Here is a 14,834-nt window from a genome sequence, read left to right as displayed (position 1 = left end):
CTGGAGAATTTGTTGGCGATCGTCTGGAAGACGTTTGGGGAGCTTGGCCGGATCCTCGACGGCGTAGTAGTCGCTCGAGATCGCCTGCCACATGCGACCTGACGCACCGCCTGCCCGAAGCTCAATGGACGTCATGCACGGCTCGCCCGAACGCTCAGCCACCAATCATCGGGCCTGCCCATGCACCGACGTATCTCGCTGACCGTCCAGCCGGCGTCTGTCAGTTCGGACCGCAGGGCGGGCTCGCGCCAGTACGTCTCGACGTAGCGTCGTGGCGCTGCGGCGCTGCCGCCTATCGAGACATTCTCGCCGTCGCCGTCCCTGACCGAGACATGCAGTCGGCCGCCGGTCCTGGTCGCTTCGGCAAGTCTTCCCAGCACCGTGCCGAAATCCTCGCGCGCGACGTGAATCATACACGCACAGGCCCAGATTCCATCGTACGGCATGCCGGGACGGTGCGGATCCGCCAGGTCGTCGGTCAGCGGGTCCAAGAGGTCGGCCTCGAAGCCGCTCTTGCGAAGAAGTTCGACGAAACCCTTCGCAACGTCGGTGCGTCGGACGCTAATCCCCCGCTTCTCAAGCATGAGTGCATCTCGCCCGCCACCGCTTCCGATTTCCAGCACTCTTCCCGAGCCGCCGAGTTCGGTCACGAAAGCATCAATCTCGGCCGCGACCCATTCGGGCATCGTCGCGGCCTCGGCGGCATATCCCGCCGCGTTCGCATCATAGGATCGCACGGTGTCCCGGTCGGTGCTCATCCCAACGTTTCTCCCTCAGCAAGAGAGGCCTTCGCCCATCATGCATTCACGTTTTTCGGCCATTGGTGACGTAGTGGCGACTTGTTTCTCGGCCATAGCAGAAATTCAATCTGACACACGACCTGCCCTTGCCTTCGCTGGAAATTGCTATATAGACGCCCGCAATCTGCCGGTCCTTGCTGGGGGCTGAACGGAGGGCCGTGGTCATCAAGACCCCGACACGAAGCCACAAGCGCTTCCAGCCTCCCGTGTCTCCGCTCTCGACCGTCTCGTGATGCTCCTTTCTTCCCCGCGCCTTGGCGACCGGGTCAGACAAGTTGCAGAGGCTTAGCCGCGAGGGCCGGTGAGAGAAACGAAGAAAGGCAGAAAGACATAATGGCTCTTTACGAACATGTGTTTCTTGCCCGGCAGGACCTGTCGCAGCAGCAGGTTGACGCGCTTGTCGAACAGTACAAGGGCGTCATCACCGCGAATGGCGGCTCGGTCGGCCGGATCGAGAACTGGGGACTGAAGTCCCTCACCTATCGGGTCAAGAAGAACCGGAAGGCTTACTACACGCTGATGGACATCACCTGCCCGCCGGCCGCGCTCAACGAAATGGAGCGCCAGATGGGCCTGTCGGAAGACGTCCTTCGCTTTCTGACCATCAAGGTTGAGGCGCATGAGGAAGGCGCTTCGGCGATGATGCAGAAGCGCGAAGAGCGCTCCGAGCGCGGCGGCTTCGGCGACCGCGATCGTGGCGATCGCGGCCCGCGTTCCTTCGGCGATCGCGACCGCGGTGACCGCGGCCCGCGTTCGTTCGGCGACCGTGACGGCGGCGACCGTGGCCCGCGCCGTCCGCGCGAAGGCGTCGAAGGAGGTGCAGAATAATGGTCGACATCAACCAAATCCCGACCCGGCGTCCGTTCCATCGCCGCCGCAAGACCTGCCCGTTCTCCGGCGCCAATGCTCCGAAGATCGACTACAAGGACGTGCGTCTCCTGCAGCGCTACATCTCCGAGCGCGGCAAGATCGTGCCGTCGCGCATCACTGCCGTCAGCCAGAAGAAGCAGCGCGAGCTCGCCAAGGCGATCAAGCGCGCCCGCTTCCTCGGCCTGCTGCCCTACGTGGTTCGCTGATTTCTCGAGCGGGCGGCTCCCCGCCCGCTCTTTTCACCGGCGCGACGGGCGCGTCGGGTTGAGCATCAAATCCCGAGTTGGGGCCAGTCGGCCTCTAACTGCCCAGACAGGCAGGACAGCGACAAGAGCGGCAACGCCGCACCAAGCTTCCTGACCTGTTCCAATTCATTCAATGTCGATCGAATGATCGGCGGCACTGACGAAGGAACGAAACCATGGAAGTCATTCTCCTCGAGCGCATTTCCCGCCTCGGCCAGATGGGCGAGACCGTCAAGGTCAAGGACGGGTTCGCCCGCAATTTCCTGCTCCCCCAGGGCAAGGCGCTGCGCGCCAACGAAGCCAACAAGAAGAAGTTCGAAGGCCAGCGCGCCCAGCTCGAAGCCCGCAACCTGGAGCGCAAGTCTGAAGCCGCCAAGATCGCCGAGACGCTCGACGGCAAGAGCTTCATCGTCGTGCGTTCGGCCGGCGAGACCGGCCAGCTCTATGGCTCGGTGTCGACCCGCGACATCGCCGATCTGCTCACCGCCGAGGGCTTCACCGTCAACCGCAACCAGATCGAGCTCAACCAGCCGATCAAGACCATCGGCCTGTCCAATGTGGCGATCGCGCTGCATCCGGAAGTCGAAGTCACCGTGACGCTCAACGTCGCCCGCTCGGCCGATGAGGCGGAGCGTCAGGCCAAGGGCGAGACGCTGACCACCGCCGAAGCCATTTATGGCGAGGATATCAACGACAACGCCCGGCCGGAGAATTTCTTCGACCCGAACGCCGAGTTCGAAGGCGGCGAAGAGAACGCCTGATCTCTGGGCCTGATCGGCACAATTTCCGAGGCATCGCTTCGGCTCGCACACGTCCAGGATTTCTGGACCAACGCCCGGGTCTCCGACCCGGGCTTTTTTGTGCCAAAAGGAACTTTTCGTCACCCTATATCTTGTGCACATTACAGCGTGGCGCGTCGATTGGACGCGGGCGATGCGCCGCGCGGTTCGATTTGGCATCCAGGTCCGGTTACCGGGTGGTCCGACTGAGGGGACATTTGGTCATGAATATCCTGTTGAAACATGTTCTCGAGCGCCTGGTGCGCGCCGGCGACCTCAAGGTGACCGGGCCGAAGGGCACGACGCACAAGTTCGGCGACGGCAGCGGCGAGCCGGTGCATATCCATATCAAGACCACGCATGCCGAGCGCGCCATCACCTTCGACCCGATGCTGGCGGTGCCCGAAGCCTATATGGACGGCGAGCTGGACGTGCTCGAGGGCGGCGTTCTCGGGCTGATGCGCATCGCGTTCCAGAACATGGGCTCGAGCGGCATCGACGTCACCTGGTCGAAGGCGATCGAGGGCCTGCGCCACGCCTTCCGCCGGCTGCAGCAGATCAACACCGCCTCGCGCTCGCGCCGCAATGTCGAGCGCCATTACGACCTGTCCGGCGAGCTCTACAAGCTCTTCCTCGACGAGGACATGCAGTATTCCTGCGCCTATTTCGAACAGCCGGACATGACGCTGGACGAAGCGCAGCTGGCCAAGAAGCGCCACATCGCCGCCAAGCTCAGGCTCAAGGCCGGCCAGACGGTGCTCGACATCGGCTCCGGCTGGGGCGGGCTCGGCCTCTATCTCGCCAAAGCCTTCGACGTCGACGTGCAGGGCGTGACGCTGTCGACCGAGCAGCAGGGCGTCTCCACCGACCGCGCGCATGCGCAAGGCTTGCAGGACCGCGTGCATTTCGATCTCAAGGACTATCGCCACATCAACGAGCGCTTCGACCGCATCGTCTCGGTCGGCATGTTCGAGCATGTCGGGGTCAACCACTACCGGACCTTCTTCGACAAGGCTGCGACGCTTCTGAAGCCCGACGGCGTGATGCTGCTCCACACCATCGGCCGCTCCGGCGTGCCGTGGGCGACCAGCGCCTTCATCCGCAAGTACATCTTCCCAGGCGGCTACGTCCCGGCGATGTCGGAAGTGCTGCCGGCGATCGAGAAGTCCGGCCTGGTCGTCACCGACATAGAGATCCTGCGTCTGCACTACGCCGACACGCTCAAGCATTGGGGGGCCCGTTTCGCCGCCAATCGCGACAAGGCGAAGGCGATCTATGACGAGCGCTTCTGCCGCATGTGGGAATTCTATCTCGCCGCCTCGGAGGCCGCCTTCCGCTGGCAGGACCTGGTGATCTTCCAGTTCCAGATCGCCAAGAAGAACGACACGCTGCCGATGACGCGCGACTACATGTCCAAATGCGAGAAGGCGCTGGAGCTGCGCGACATCGGGCACAAGGAGCCGGCGGCGCCAGCGCCCGCCAAACCGGCTCGCCGCCGCAAGAAGGTGGAATAGACGCGCAATGCCGCTTGCCATTGCGGCGTGACGCCACGAAAAAGGTCTCGTTCGCGAGACCTTTTTTTATGACCTACCTCATCTATACCGCAGCCGCCCTTGCCGAGATCGCCGGCTGCTTCTCCTTCTGGGCGTGGTGGCGGCTGGAAAAGTCGCCGCTCTGGCTTCTTCCCGGTCTCGCCTCGCTGGCGCTGTTCGCTTTGCTGCTGTCGCTGGTCGAGACGGACGCGGCGGGCCGCGCCTACGCCGCCTATGGCGGCATCTACATCGTGGCCTCGCTCGGTTGGCTGTGGCTGGTGGAGGGCGCGCGCCCCGACCGCTGGGACGTCGCGGGCGCGGCGCTCTGCATCGTCGGCGCGTCCGTCATCCTGCTTGCACCAAGGGGAGCCTGAGGTGGAATTGCCCGCCCCGCTCCGACAAGGGATCGACAGCCTCCTGGAGAAGATACCGCTGCCGGCGCTGAAACAAGCGGCGCGGACGCTCTCGGAACGCTACCGCGCCGAGCTGCGCGACGGCCGTCTGCATATGGGCGAGGAGATGGCCGTCAAGGCCTATCTGGCGACGCGACTGCCCGCTACCTATGCCGCCGTGCGCGCCAACCTCGATGCACTGGCCTATGCGCGGCCGGATTTCCACCCGAAGACCTTGCTCGACATCGGCGCCGGGCCTGGCACCATGCTGTGGGCCACGTCAGATGCCTGGCCGGAGTTGGAGCAGGCGGTTCTGGTCGAAGCAAGCTCGGCGGTACGCAAGGTCGGGCAGTCGCTTGCGGCCGGCACGATCGCCGCCCGCGCCGAATGGGTCGCCGGCGACGCCACCATCGATCTCGACGACATCAAACCCGCCGACCTCGTCAGCATCGCCTATGTGCTCGATGAGGTCGCGCCGGCTTCGCTGCCGAAGCTCGTCGGTCGCTTCTGGCGGCTGACCGCCGACACGCTGCTTATCGTCGAGCCCGGTACGCCCGCCGGCTGGCAGCGCATCCTTGCCGCCCGGCAACAATTGATCGAAGCCGGCGGGCATATCCTGGCGCCTTGCCCGCACGCGGCGCCCTGCCCGCTCAAGCCGCCAGACTGGTGCCATTTTTCTCGCCGCGTCGCCCGCTCACGCTTGCATCGCCTGGTCAAGGAAGCCGACGTGCCTTGGGAGGACGAGAAGTTCATCTACCTCGCCGCTTCCCGGCGACCGGCGCCGGCGCGTCCGGCACGGGTGCTCGCGCCGCCGAAAGGCGGCTCCGGCAAGGTGGTGCTGAAACTCTGCCAGCCGGACGGCAGCGCCGGCGAGCAACTGTTCAGCAAGCGCGACGGGGACGTTTTCAGGGCCGCGCGGCGGGCGAACTGGGGCGATACGCTAGGATAGAAATTTTCTTGTTTTGTTCTCGTTCGAAGCGCTATCTTCAGCCTCTTCGATTCGAGTCAATGACAATTCTTTCCACGAGAAAATTTTGCTGTGAATCGCGAGTATCAAAGTCAGTCGGAATCTTACTGTTGCAGAAAGGTCAGCACCCTTTCTTTCCGTTCTGATATCGAGGAGGCGGGATCGAAATCGGGGAAATCATGGCAGAGGCGGCACTGAAATTCGGCGCGGCGGAAACGCCGCTTTATCGCGAGGCACCGAACAACATCGAGGCCGAGCAGGCGCTGCTTGGCGCCATCCTCGTCAACAACGACGCCTTCTACCGCGTTTCCGATTTCCTCAAGCCGGGACATTTCTACGAGCCGCTGCACCGTCGGATCTTCGAGGTCGCGGCCGAACTCATCCGCATGGGCAAGATCGCGACGCCGATAACGCTCAAGACGTTCCTGCCGGCCGACGAGAAGGTCGGCGACATGACGGTGGCGCAGTATGTCGTGCGCCTCGCGGTCGAGGCCGTCACCGTCGTCAACGCCACCGATTATGGCCGGGCGATCTACGACCTCGCGACGCGCCGCGCGCTGATCACCGTCGGCGAGGACATGGTCAACATCGCCTATGACGCGCCGGTCGACATGTCGCCCTCCGACCAGATCGAGGACGCCGAACGGCGGCTGTTCGAGCTCGCCGAAACCGGCCGCTACGACGGCGGCTTCGAAAGCTTCAACGATGCGGTCAAGACCGCCGTCGACATGGCCAACGCCGCCTATATGCGTGACGGCCATCTCTCAGGCATCGCCACCGGGCTGCGCGACCTCGACCGCCGCATGGGCGGCCTGCAGCCCTCCGATCTGATCGTGCTCGCCGGGCGCCCGGGCATGGGCAAGACCTCCTTGGCCACCAACATCGCCTTCAACATCGCCGAGGCTTACGTTCCGGCGCAGCAGGCCGATGGCAGCTTCAAGGCCGCCAACGGCGGCGTCGTCGGCTTCTTCTCGCTCGAAATGTCGTCGGAGCAGCTCGCCACCCGCATCATCTCCGAGCAGACGGAGATCTCGTCCTCGAAGATCCGCCGCGGCGAGATCACCGAGATGGATTTCGAAAAGCTCGTCGCCTGCTCGCAGACGATGCAGAAGATCCCGCTCTTCATCGACCAGACCGGCGGCATCTCAATCGCGCAGCTTTCCGCCCGCGCGCGGCGTCTGAAGCGCCAGCGCGGCCTCGACCTCATCGTCATCGACTACATCCAGCTGATGCAGGGATCCTCCGCCCGCGCCTCGCAGAACCGCGTGCAGGAAATCACCGAGATCACCACGGGCCTGAAAGCTTTGGCCAAGGAGCTCGGCGTGCCGATCATCGCGCTGTCGCAGCTGTCGCGCCAGGTCGAAAGCCGCGACGACAAGCGCCCGCAGCTCTCCGACCTGCGCGAATCCGGCTCCATCGAGCAGGACGCCGACGTGGTGCTGTTCGTCTATCGCGAGGAATATTACCTCAAGAATCGCGAGCCGAAGCTCGGCACCGAGGAATACGTCAAGTGGGAAAACGAGATGAACGAGGCGCGCGGCAAGGCCGAGGTGATCGTCGCCAAGCAGCGCCACGGACCGACCGGCTCCGTTAGCCTCGCCTTCCACGGCGAGTTCACACGGTTCTCGGATTTGGCCGAGGAGCATCATTTGCCAGAGAGGTTTGAGTAGCGTTTTGGCCAACGTCGGCGCTCCGTCACACCCCCCTCTGTCCTGCCGGACATCTCCCCCGCAAGGGGGGAGATTGACTGTCGCCTCGACTTTCGCCAATCGCCGACATTGGAAGAAGAACGCCAGCGGCCAAGCTGCTGATCTCCCCCCTTGCGGGGGAGATGGCCGGCAGGCCAGAGGGGGGTGGGCGGGAATGCCAGCCTTCGAAAATTCTCGAGCGGCGCAGCGCTAATGGCCAAATCGCGCGTTCAGTTCATCTGCCAGAATTGCGGCTCGGTGCATCAGCGCTGGGCCGGCAAATGCGATGCCTGCGGCGAGTGGAACACGCTGGTCGAGGAAGGCACATCCGGCGGCATCGGCTCGGGGCCGGCGAACACGCGCAACGCCCGTAAGGGTCGCGCCGTGGTGCTGACCAGTCTCGCCGGCGACATCGAGGACGCGCCGCGCATCGTGTCGGGCATCGGAGAGCTCGACCGCGCCACCGGCGGGGGCTTCGTGCGCGGCTCCGCACTTCTCGTCGGCGGCGATCCCGGCATCGGCAAGTCGACGCTTTTGACGCAAGCCGCCGCGGCGCTCGCCTCGAAAGGCCACCGCATCGTCTATGTCTCGGGCGAGGAAGCCGTGGCGCAGATCAGGCTGAGAGCGCAGCGCCTCGGCGTCGCCTCGACGCCGGTGGAACTTGCCGCCGAGACCAATGTCGAGGACATTCTTGCCACCATCGCGGACGGCAAGCGGCCGGACCTTGTCATCCTCGATTCGATCCAAACGCTGTGGACCGACCTTGCCGACTCGGCGCCGGGCACCGTCACCCAGGTGCGCGCTGCCGCCCAAGCGATGATCCGCTACGCGAAATCCACAGGCGCTGCGATCGTGCTCGTCGGCCATGTCACCAAGGAGGGCCAGATCGCAGGCCCTCGCGTCGTCGAGCACATGGTCGACGGCGTGCTCTATTTTGAGGGCGAGGGCAACCATCACTTCCGCATCCTGCGCACGGTGAAGAACCGCTTCGGGCCGACCGACGAGATCGGCGTGTTCGAGATGTCGGACAAGGGCCTGCGCGAGGTCTCCAATCCATCCGAGCTTTTCCTTGGCGAACGCCACGCGAAATCGCCGGGCGCCGCGGTTTTCGCGGGCATGGAAGGCACAAGGCCGGTGCTGGTCGAGATCCAGGCGCTGGTCGCGCCCTCCTCGCTCGGCACGCCGCGCCGCGCCGTGGTCGGCTGGGACGGGGCGCGGCTGTCGATGGTGCTCGCCGTGCTGGAGGCGCATTGCGGCGTGCGCTTCGGCCAGCACGACGTTTATCTCAACGTCGCCGGCGGCTACCGGATCTCGGAACCGGCGGCCGATCTCGCGGTGGCCGCCGCACTGGTTTCCTCGCTCACCGGTCTTGCCCTTCCCGCCGATTGCGTCTATTTCGGCGAAATCAGCCTATCGGGCGCCGTGAGGCCGGTTGCGCATGCGCAGCAGCGTCTCAAAGAGGCCGAAAAGCTGGGTTTTGGAAGCGCGGTGCTGCCGCTCGGCAGTGAGGAAGTTGCCGGGGGGATCGGGGCCGGCGCGTTCCAGCCCACCGAGCTGGCCGACCTTGTGGCGCGTATAGCCGGCTCCCGGCGCGGCCGTACCGACGACGGGGAGTGATGCGGCTCGTCGGGCCGCAAGACAGGAAGTGGGGCGAGAACCATGCCGATTACGCTGCTTGACGGAATCCTCGTCGGCTTCACCCTGGTCTCAGCAATGCTCGCCATGGTGCGCGGCTTCTCCCGTGAAGTGCTCTCGGTGGTTTCCTGGGCGGCGGCGGCGGCGGCGGCTTTCTTCTTCTACAAGCCGGTGCTCCCCTATGTTCAGCCCTATGTCGACAACGACAAGATCGCGATGGCGGCTTCGGCGGGCATCGTCTTCCTCATCGCGCTGATCGTCGTCTCCGTCATCACCATGAAGCTCGCCGACTGGATCATCGATTCGCGCATCGGCGCGCTCGACCGCACGCTCGGCTTCCTCTATGGCGCGGCGCGCGGCATCCTGGTGGTCGCGGTGGCGCTGCTGTTCTTCAACTGGCTGGCCGGCGCCAAGGCGCCCGCCTGGGTCGCCAACGCCAAGTCGCGGCCGTTGCTCGAGACGATCGGCGCCAAGCTCGAAAGCGTGCTGCCCGAGAACACCGAGGAACTGGTCAACAAATACACCCATAAGGGCACGCCGCAGGCCGGCGCGCCGGCGACCACCGACCAGCCGGCGGCTGAGCCGCCGGCCGCCGGCGACGACAACGCGCCGGCACCCGACGACAGCGAGGGCGAAGCACCGGCCGACAACGAGCCGGCTCCGGCGCCTGCCCCGGCTCCCGCTCCAGCGCCGGCAAACTGAAATCCAGGCCAGCCATGGCGCTGGCCTGAGGCATTTTGTGATTGCCTGACGACGCGCGTTGCGTTCGGCGAGCGATCGCCTTATATGGCGGCTTTAGCGGAGCTTGAGCACCAAATGGCAGACTCAACGGCAGATAGAGGCAAAGTCCTTTCCGCCGAGGCCGACGACCATTTCCACGACGAATGCGGCGTATTCGGCATCTTCGGCCGGCAGGATGCGGCGGCCATCGTCACGCTCGGCCTTCATGCCCTGCAGCATCGCGGCCAGGAAGCGGCCGGCATCGTCTCCTATGACGGCACCCAGTTTCATGTCGAACGCCATGTCGGTCTGATCGGCGACACCTTCACCAAGCAGCGCGTCATCGACAGCCTGCAAGGCAACCGCGCCATCGGACATACGCGCTACGCCACCACCGGCGGCGCCGGCCTGCGCAACATTCAGCCGTTCTTCGCCGAGCTCGCGGAAGGCGGTCTTGCCGTGGCCCACAACGGCAATCTGACCAACGCGCTTACCGTGCAGCGCGCGCTGCAGAAGCAAGGCTCGATCTTTTCCTCGACCTCCGACACCGAGACGCTGCTGCACCTGGTCGCGACCAGCAAGGAGCGCGATTTGAACTCGCGTTTCATCGATGCGGTACGCCAGGTCGAGGGCGCCTTCTCGCTGGTGGCGATGACGGCCAAGAAGATGATCGGCTGCCGCGATCCGCTCGGTATCCGCCCGCTGGTGCTGGGCGATCTCGACGGCGCCTGGATTCTCGCTTCCGAAACCTGCGCGCTCGACATCATCGGCGCCCGCTTCGTGCGCGACATCAAGCCCGGCGAGATGGTGGTGATCACCTCGAAGGGAATCGAGAGCATCTTCCCGTTCGAGCCGCAGAAGACGCGCTTCTGCATCTTCGAATATGTCTATTTCGCGCGGCCGGATTCCTCGGTCGAGGGCCGCAATGTCTACGAGGTGCGCAAGCGCATCGGTGCCGAGCTCGCGCAGGAAAGCCCGGTGGACGCCGACGTCGTCGTGCCGGTTCCGGATTCCGGCACGCCGGCCGCGATCGGTTTTTCCCAGGCCGCCGGCATTCCCTTCGAGCTCGGCATCATCCGCAACCACTATGTCGGGCGCACCTTCATTCAACCGGGCGATTCGATCCGCCATATGGGCGTTAAGCTGAAGCACAACGCCAACCGCCGCATGATCGAGGGCAAGCGCGTGGTGCTGGTCGACGATTCGATCGTGCGCGGCACCACCAGCCAGAAGATCGTGCAGATGGTGCGCGACGCGGGCGCGAAGGAAGTGCATATGCGCATCGCCTCGCCGCCGACAAGCGCGTCCTGCTTCTATGGCGTCGACACGCCGGAGAAATCGAAGCTCCTGGCATCGCGCATGTCGGTCGAGGAGATGGCGGAATTCATCCGCGTCGATTCGCTCGGTTTTCTCTCGATCGACGGACTCTACCGCGCCGTCGGCGAGGCCGGCCGCGACAACGACCAGCCGCAGTTCTGCGACGCCTGCTTCACGGGACAGTACCCCACCCGCCTGCTCGACTTCGAAGGCCACGACAATGTGCGCACGCTGTCGCTGCTGGCGAGTGGCGGGTCGTAATCGCACTTTACGGAAATTCCTGAATGACCCTCGACCTTTCCGGCCGCGTGGCGGTCGTAACCGGCGCTTCGCGCGGCATCGGCTATTTCATCGCCAGGGAGCTGGCGGCGGCCGGCGCGCATGTGATCGCGGTGGCACGCACGGTAGGCGGGCTGGAAGAGCTCGACGACCAGATTAAGGCCGACGGCCGCGGACAGGCGACGCTTGTGCCGCTCGATCTTGCCGACATGGCCGGCATCGACCGGCTGGGCGCAGCGATCCACGAGCGCTGGGGCAAGCTCGACATCCTGGTCGCCAATGCCGGCGTGCTCGGCGTTATCTCGCCGATCGGCCATGTCGAGGCCAAGACCTTCGAGAAGGTGATGACCATCAACGTGACTTCGACCTGGCGGCTGATCCGCTCGGTCGACCCGCTGCTCAGGCTCTCCGACGCGGGCCGCGCCATCATTCTCTCCTCCAACGCGGCGCATTCAGCGCGCGCCTTCTGGGCGCCCTATGCGGCTTCCAAGGCCGCCGTCGAAACGATGATGCGGTCCTGGGCGCATGAGACCGAGAGCCTGCCGCTGAGGGTGAACGCCGCCGATCCGGGCACGACCCGCACGGCCATGCGCGCCCAGGCCATGCCCGGCGAGGATCCGGAGACGCTGCCGCATCCGTCCGAGATCGCCAGGCGCATCGTGCCCCTGGCGAGCCCGGAGCTGAAGGAGACGGGCCTGATCTTCCAGGCCAAGCACAACCGCTTCGTCGCCTACCGGCAGCCGGAATAAAGCCTGGGTGCCTGGCGTATGGCGACCCCTCTATTCACGGGTCTGTGAACGGGGCGGCGAAATGGTGTGCCGTCGCCCTGCTTTCGCCGCTCCATGGGAGTTGCTAGGATCGGCCCGACTCCGACATTTGAGCAAAGCGAGGAATTCCCATGGCTGCTACTCCCAGCGTAGCGTTGGTCTGGTATCTGGTGATCGCCGGCCCGCAAGGCGGCATGGTGGTGCTGCCCAGCACCTTCGACACCCGCGAACAATGCACCAACGCCATCACCGAATATCAGAAGCAGCCGACCCCGCAGGGCTGGGCCGTGCAATGCGTGCCGAGCGCCTCGCCGTTCACCGACGAAGGGGACGCGGAAACGCCCTCGGCGCAGTAGGTAACACTCCCCCTCACCCAGCCTCCGCTTCGCTCGGCTGACCTCTCCCCGCTGGGGAGAGGAGCCGTCAGTGCCGGCGCCAACCTCTTCTCCCCACCGGGGAGAAGGTGGCCGCGAAGCGGCCGGATGAGGGGGCGTCGCGCCTCAGCGCCCCGCGCTCACGCTCAACGCCGGCTTGTTGTTGATGGTCTGGAACACCACGCAGTAGCGCTCGGTGAGCTTGATGAGCGAATCGATGCGCTCCTGCGGCTCGTCGGTATCGAGATCGAATCTCAGCCTTATCTCGCGGAAGCCGACCGGCGCGTCCCGGGCGACGCCGAGAGTGCCGCGAAAATCGAGGTCGCCCTCAGCCTCGACGGTGGCGTTGCCGAGCTTGAACTCCAACGCCGTCGCCACCGCTTTCAGCGTCACGCCGGCGCAAGCGACCAGCGCTTCCAGCAGCATGTCGCCCGAGCAGAGCTCGAGGCCCGAGCCGCCGGTGGCCGGATGAAGCCCGGCAACCGCAAGCGCCCTGCCCGTCTCCACCTTGCAGGCGATCGACTGGTCGTCGAGCGTGCCGCGGGCTCTCAGCGTGATCAACGCCTTGGCGGCGTCCTCGCGATAGGCGTCTTTCAGCGGAGCCTGCATGGTTTTGAGGGTGGTGGAGTCCATTGTGTTGTCCCTTCGATAGGTCTTTGATGGTTGATAGCACATAATTCCAGCCTGGATTCCTCGCCCCCATGAAATGGGGGAGAGGTGGCTCGGCGAAGCCGAGACGGAGAGGGGGAGCGCCCTACGAAGGCCCCTCTCCGTCCGCTTCGCGGCCACCTCTCCCCCACCTTTGGTGGAGGCGAGGAACCCAGGTACTCAAACGCCCCCTTTGACTTCGCCCGCTCCGGCCATACCTTTGCGGAGGTCATTCCAGCGGAGCCTCCATGCCGTCCAAGTTGAAGCTCGTCCCCCTAGTCCTCCTGGCGCTCGCCGCCTTCGCTCAGCCCACCTTCGCCGAAACACCGGAACGGCCGGCCCCGACCGGCGGCGTACTGTCGCTGCTGCCGTCGCCGCAGGTGACCGAGCATTCGATCACGCTTGGCGGGCGCAGGCTGGATTACCAGGCCGAGGCCGGCACGCTGTCGCTCTTGTCCGGCAAGGGCGAGGTGACGGCCGAGATCTTCTATGTCGCCTACACGCAGCAGTCGCCGACCCCGGCGAAGGAGCGGCCGATCACCTTCGTCTTCAACGGCGGACCCGGTGCCGCTTCGGCCTACCTGCATCTCGGCGCGATCGGGCCGCGCATCGTCGAGACCGCCGCCGACGGGGAGTTCCTGCGGCCGCCGCAAAAGCTCATCGACAATCCCGACAGCTGGCTCGACATGAGCGATCTCGTCTTCGTCGATCCCGTCGGCACCGGCTACAGCCGCGAGGCGCCTGGGCACGAGCCGAAGGAATTCTGGAGCGTCGATGCCGACGCCAGCTCGGTCGGCGCCTTCATCCGCCTCTATCTGGCGCAGAACGGCCGCACGGGATCGCCGCTGTTCCTCGCCGGCGAAAGCTATGGCGGCTTTCGCGCCGCGCTGCTTGCCCGCACGCTGCAGGAGGATGTGGGCCTCAGCCCCAGCGGCATCGTGCTGATCTCGCCGGCGCTGGAGTTCATGCTGGTGCGGCCCGACCAGTTCGACCAGTTGCACTGGGCGCTGGAGCTGCCTTCGCTGGCGGCGACGCGGCTCAAGGGCGACGGCGTGAGCGGCGACGCGTTGCGCGACAGGCTGGCCGAGGTCGAGCGTTACGCGCTCGGCGATTACCTGACTGCGCTGAACAGCGGGCTGGAGCAAGGCGGCAAGCTCGCCAGCGGGCGCGTATCGGAGATCACCGGCCTGCCACTCGACCTCGTCCAGCGCAATTTCGCCCGCATTCCCATCGGGCTTTTCGCCAAGGAATTCCAGCGCGCCACCCGCAAGGTGCTCAGCCCCTATGACGCCACCATCGGCACCGCCGACATCGCGCCGCAAAGCGCGCATGAGGCAGGCCCCGATCCGGTGCTCGACCGCAGCGTTCCGGTGCTGACCTCCGCCTTCGTCGATTACGCCCGTGACGAGCTCAACTACCACACCGATGTCAGCTACCGGCTGCTCAACGGCGAGGTCAGCCGCAGCTGGGATTACGGCACATCAGGCCAGGGCTATGCCGGCGTGATGAACGACCTGCAGCGGGCGCGCTCGCTCAACCCCGCCCTCGGCGTCGTCATCGTCAACGGCTATACCGACCTCGTCACGCCCTATCTCGCCTCGCGCTATCTGGTGAACCAGCTTCCTTCGCTGTCAGACGCCAAGCCGATCCGCCTCGACGTCGTCGACGGCGGCCATATGATGTATCTGCGGCCGGACGGGCGGCGCGCACTGAAGGATGCGGCATCGGAGCTCTACCAGGCGACGCAGTAGTCCCCGACCGGCCTCCGGCAAACGACCTGCGCCAACGCAAGCGCCGCGCTGGAGCAGCGCTGTGCAAGCT

General features: G+C 65.3%; 15 protein-coding genes. 13 read left to right on the top strand and 2 right to left on the bottom strand.

Going from position 1 to position 14,834, the window contains the following annotated elements; all coding sequences use genetic code 11:
* Window positions 1-131: 131 nt before the first annotated feature.
* Complete coding sequence (locus LB565_RS25970; RefSeq protein WP_224588936.1) at window positions 132-758, bottom strand: class I SAM-dependent methyltransferase; 627 nt, start codon at window positions 756-758, stop codon at window positions 132-134.
* A gap of 375 nt (window positions 759-1,133) precedes the next feature.
* Between LB565_RS25970 and rpsF the strand changes: the two genes are divergently transcribed.
* The 12 genes from rpsF (at window position 1,134) to LB565_RS25910 (ending at window position 12,347) form a co-directional block, all read left to right on the top strand.
* On the top strand, window positions 1,134-1,628 hold the full coding sequence (gene rpsF, locus LB565_RS25965) for a 30S ribosomal protein S6 (RefSeq protein ID WP_224512564.1): 495 nt from the start codon (window positions 1,134-1,136) through the stop codon (window positions 1,626-1,628).
* On the top strand, window positions 1,628-1,876 hold the full coding sequence (rpsR, locus tag LB565_RS25960) for a 30S ribosomal protein S18 (RefSeq protein ID WP_006203718.1): 249 nt from the start codon (window positions 1,628-1,630) through the stop codon (window positions 1,874-1,876). Before rpsF ends, rpsR begins: the two co-directional genes overlap by 1 nt.
* 215 nt (window positions 1,877-2,091) lie before the next feature.
* Complete coding sequence (gene rplI, locus LB565_RS25955) at window positions 2,092-2,676, top strand: 50S ribosomal protein L9 (RefSeq protein ID WP_140756665.1); 585 nt, start codon at window positions 2,092-2,094, stop codon at window positions 2,674-2,676.
* A gap of 242 nt (window positions 2,677-2,918) precedes the next feature.
* Window positions 2,919-4,208 (top strand): SAM-dependent methyltransferase, encoded by a 1,290-nt coding sequence (locus tag LB565_RS25950; protein WP_224588935.1) that lies wholly within the window; start codon window positions 2,919-2,921, stop codon window positions 4,206-4,208.
* A gap of 68 nt (window positions 4,209-4,276) precedes the next feature.
* Window positions 4,277-4,600 (top strand): YnfA family protein, encoded by a 324-nt coding sequence (locus LB565_RS25945; protein WP_224588933.1) that lies wholly within the window; start codon window positions 4,277-4,279, stop codon window positions 4,598-4,600.
* A gap of 1 nt (window position 4,601) precedes the next feature.
* Window positions 4,602-5,567 (top strand): small ribosomal subunit Rsm22 family protein, encoded by a 966-nt coding sequence (locus tag LB565_RS25940; protein WP_224588931.1) that lies wholly within the window; start codon window positions 4,602-4,604, stop codon window positions 5,565-5,567.
* 197 nt (window positions 5,568-5,764) lie between these two features.
* On the top strand, window positions 5,765-7,255 hold the full coding sequence (locus tag LB565_RS25935; RefSeq protein ID WP_224512555.1) for a replicative DNA helicase: 1,491 nt from the start codon (window positions 5,765-5,767) through the stop codon (window positions 7,253-7,255).
* A 231-nt stretch (window positions 7,256-7,486) separates the two neighbouring features.
* Window positions 7,487-8,890: a DNA repair protein RadA gene (gene radA, locus LB565_RS25930; RefSeq protein WP_224588930.1), complete on the top strand. Its 1,404-nt coding sequence runs from the start codon at window positions 7,487-7,489 to the stop codon at window positions 8,888-8,890.
* A gap of 42 nt (window positions 8,891-8,932) precedes the next feature.
* Window positions 8,933-9,610, top strand: coding sequence for a CvpA family protein (locus LB565_RS25925; protein ID WP_224588924.1), 678 nt, complete (start codon window positions 8,933-8,935; stop codon window positions 9,608-9,610).
* A gap of 114 nt (window positions 9,611-9,724) precedes the next feature.
* On the top strand, window positions 9,725-11,206 hold the full coding sequence (gene purF, locus LB565_RS25920; RefSeq protein WP_224588922.1) for an amidophosphoribosyltransferase: 1,482 nt from the start codon (window positions 9,725-9,727) through the stop codon (window positions 11,204-11,206).
* A 23-nt stretch (window positions 11,207-11,229) separates the two neighbouring features.
* The gene (locus tag LB565_RS25915; protein ID WP_224588920.1) at window positions 11,230-11,973 is read left to right on the top strand and encodes an SDR family NAD(P)-dependent oxidoreductase; all 744 of its coding nucleotides are present in this window, start codon (window positions 11,230-11,232) and stop codon (window positions 11,971-11,973) included.
* 149 nt (window positions 11,974-12,122) lie between these two features.
* Entirely contained in the window at window positions 12,123-12,347 is a 225-nt protein-coding gene (locus tag LB565_RS25910) for a hypothetical protein (RefSeq protein WP_041008353.1), read from the top strand.
* A 144-nt stretch (window positions 12,348-12,491) separates the two neighbouring features.
* Here LB565_RS25910 and LB565_RS25905 read toward each other — a convergent pair whose 3' ends face one another.
* Complete coding sequence (locus LB565_RS25905) at window positions 12,492-12,998, bottom strand: OsmC family protein (RefSeq protein ID WP_224588913.1); 507 nt, start codon at window positions 12,996-12,998, stop codon at window positions 12,492-12,494.
* Between the two features lie 263 nt (window positions 12,999-13,261).
* Between LB565_RS25905 and LB565_RS25900 the strand changes: the two genes are divergently transcribed.
* Window positions 13,262-14,764: a S10 family peptidase gene (locus tag LB565_RS25900; protein WP_224588912.1), complete on the top strand. Its 1,503-nt coding sequence runs from the start codon at window positions 13,262-13,264 to the stop codon at window positions 14,762-14,764.
* Window positions 14,765-14,834: the final 70 nt, after the last annotated feature.

The sequence above is a fragment of the Mesorhizobium sp. CA14 genome, from assembly GCF_020165195.1.
In the GTDB taxonomy this organism is placed as follows: Bacteria; Pseudomonadota; Alphaproteobacteria; order Rhizobiales; family Rhizobiaceae; genus Mesorhizobium.
Note: the sequence above shows the minus strand (reverse complement) of the source record. Positions and strands in the feature narration are given on the sequence as shown.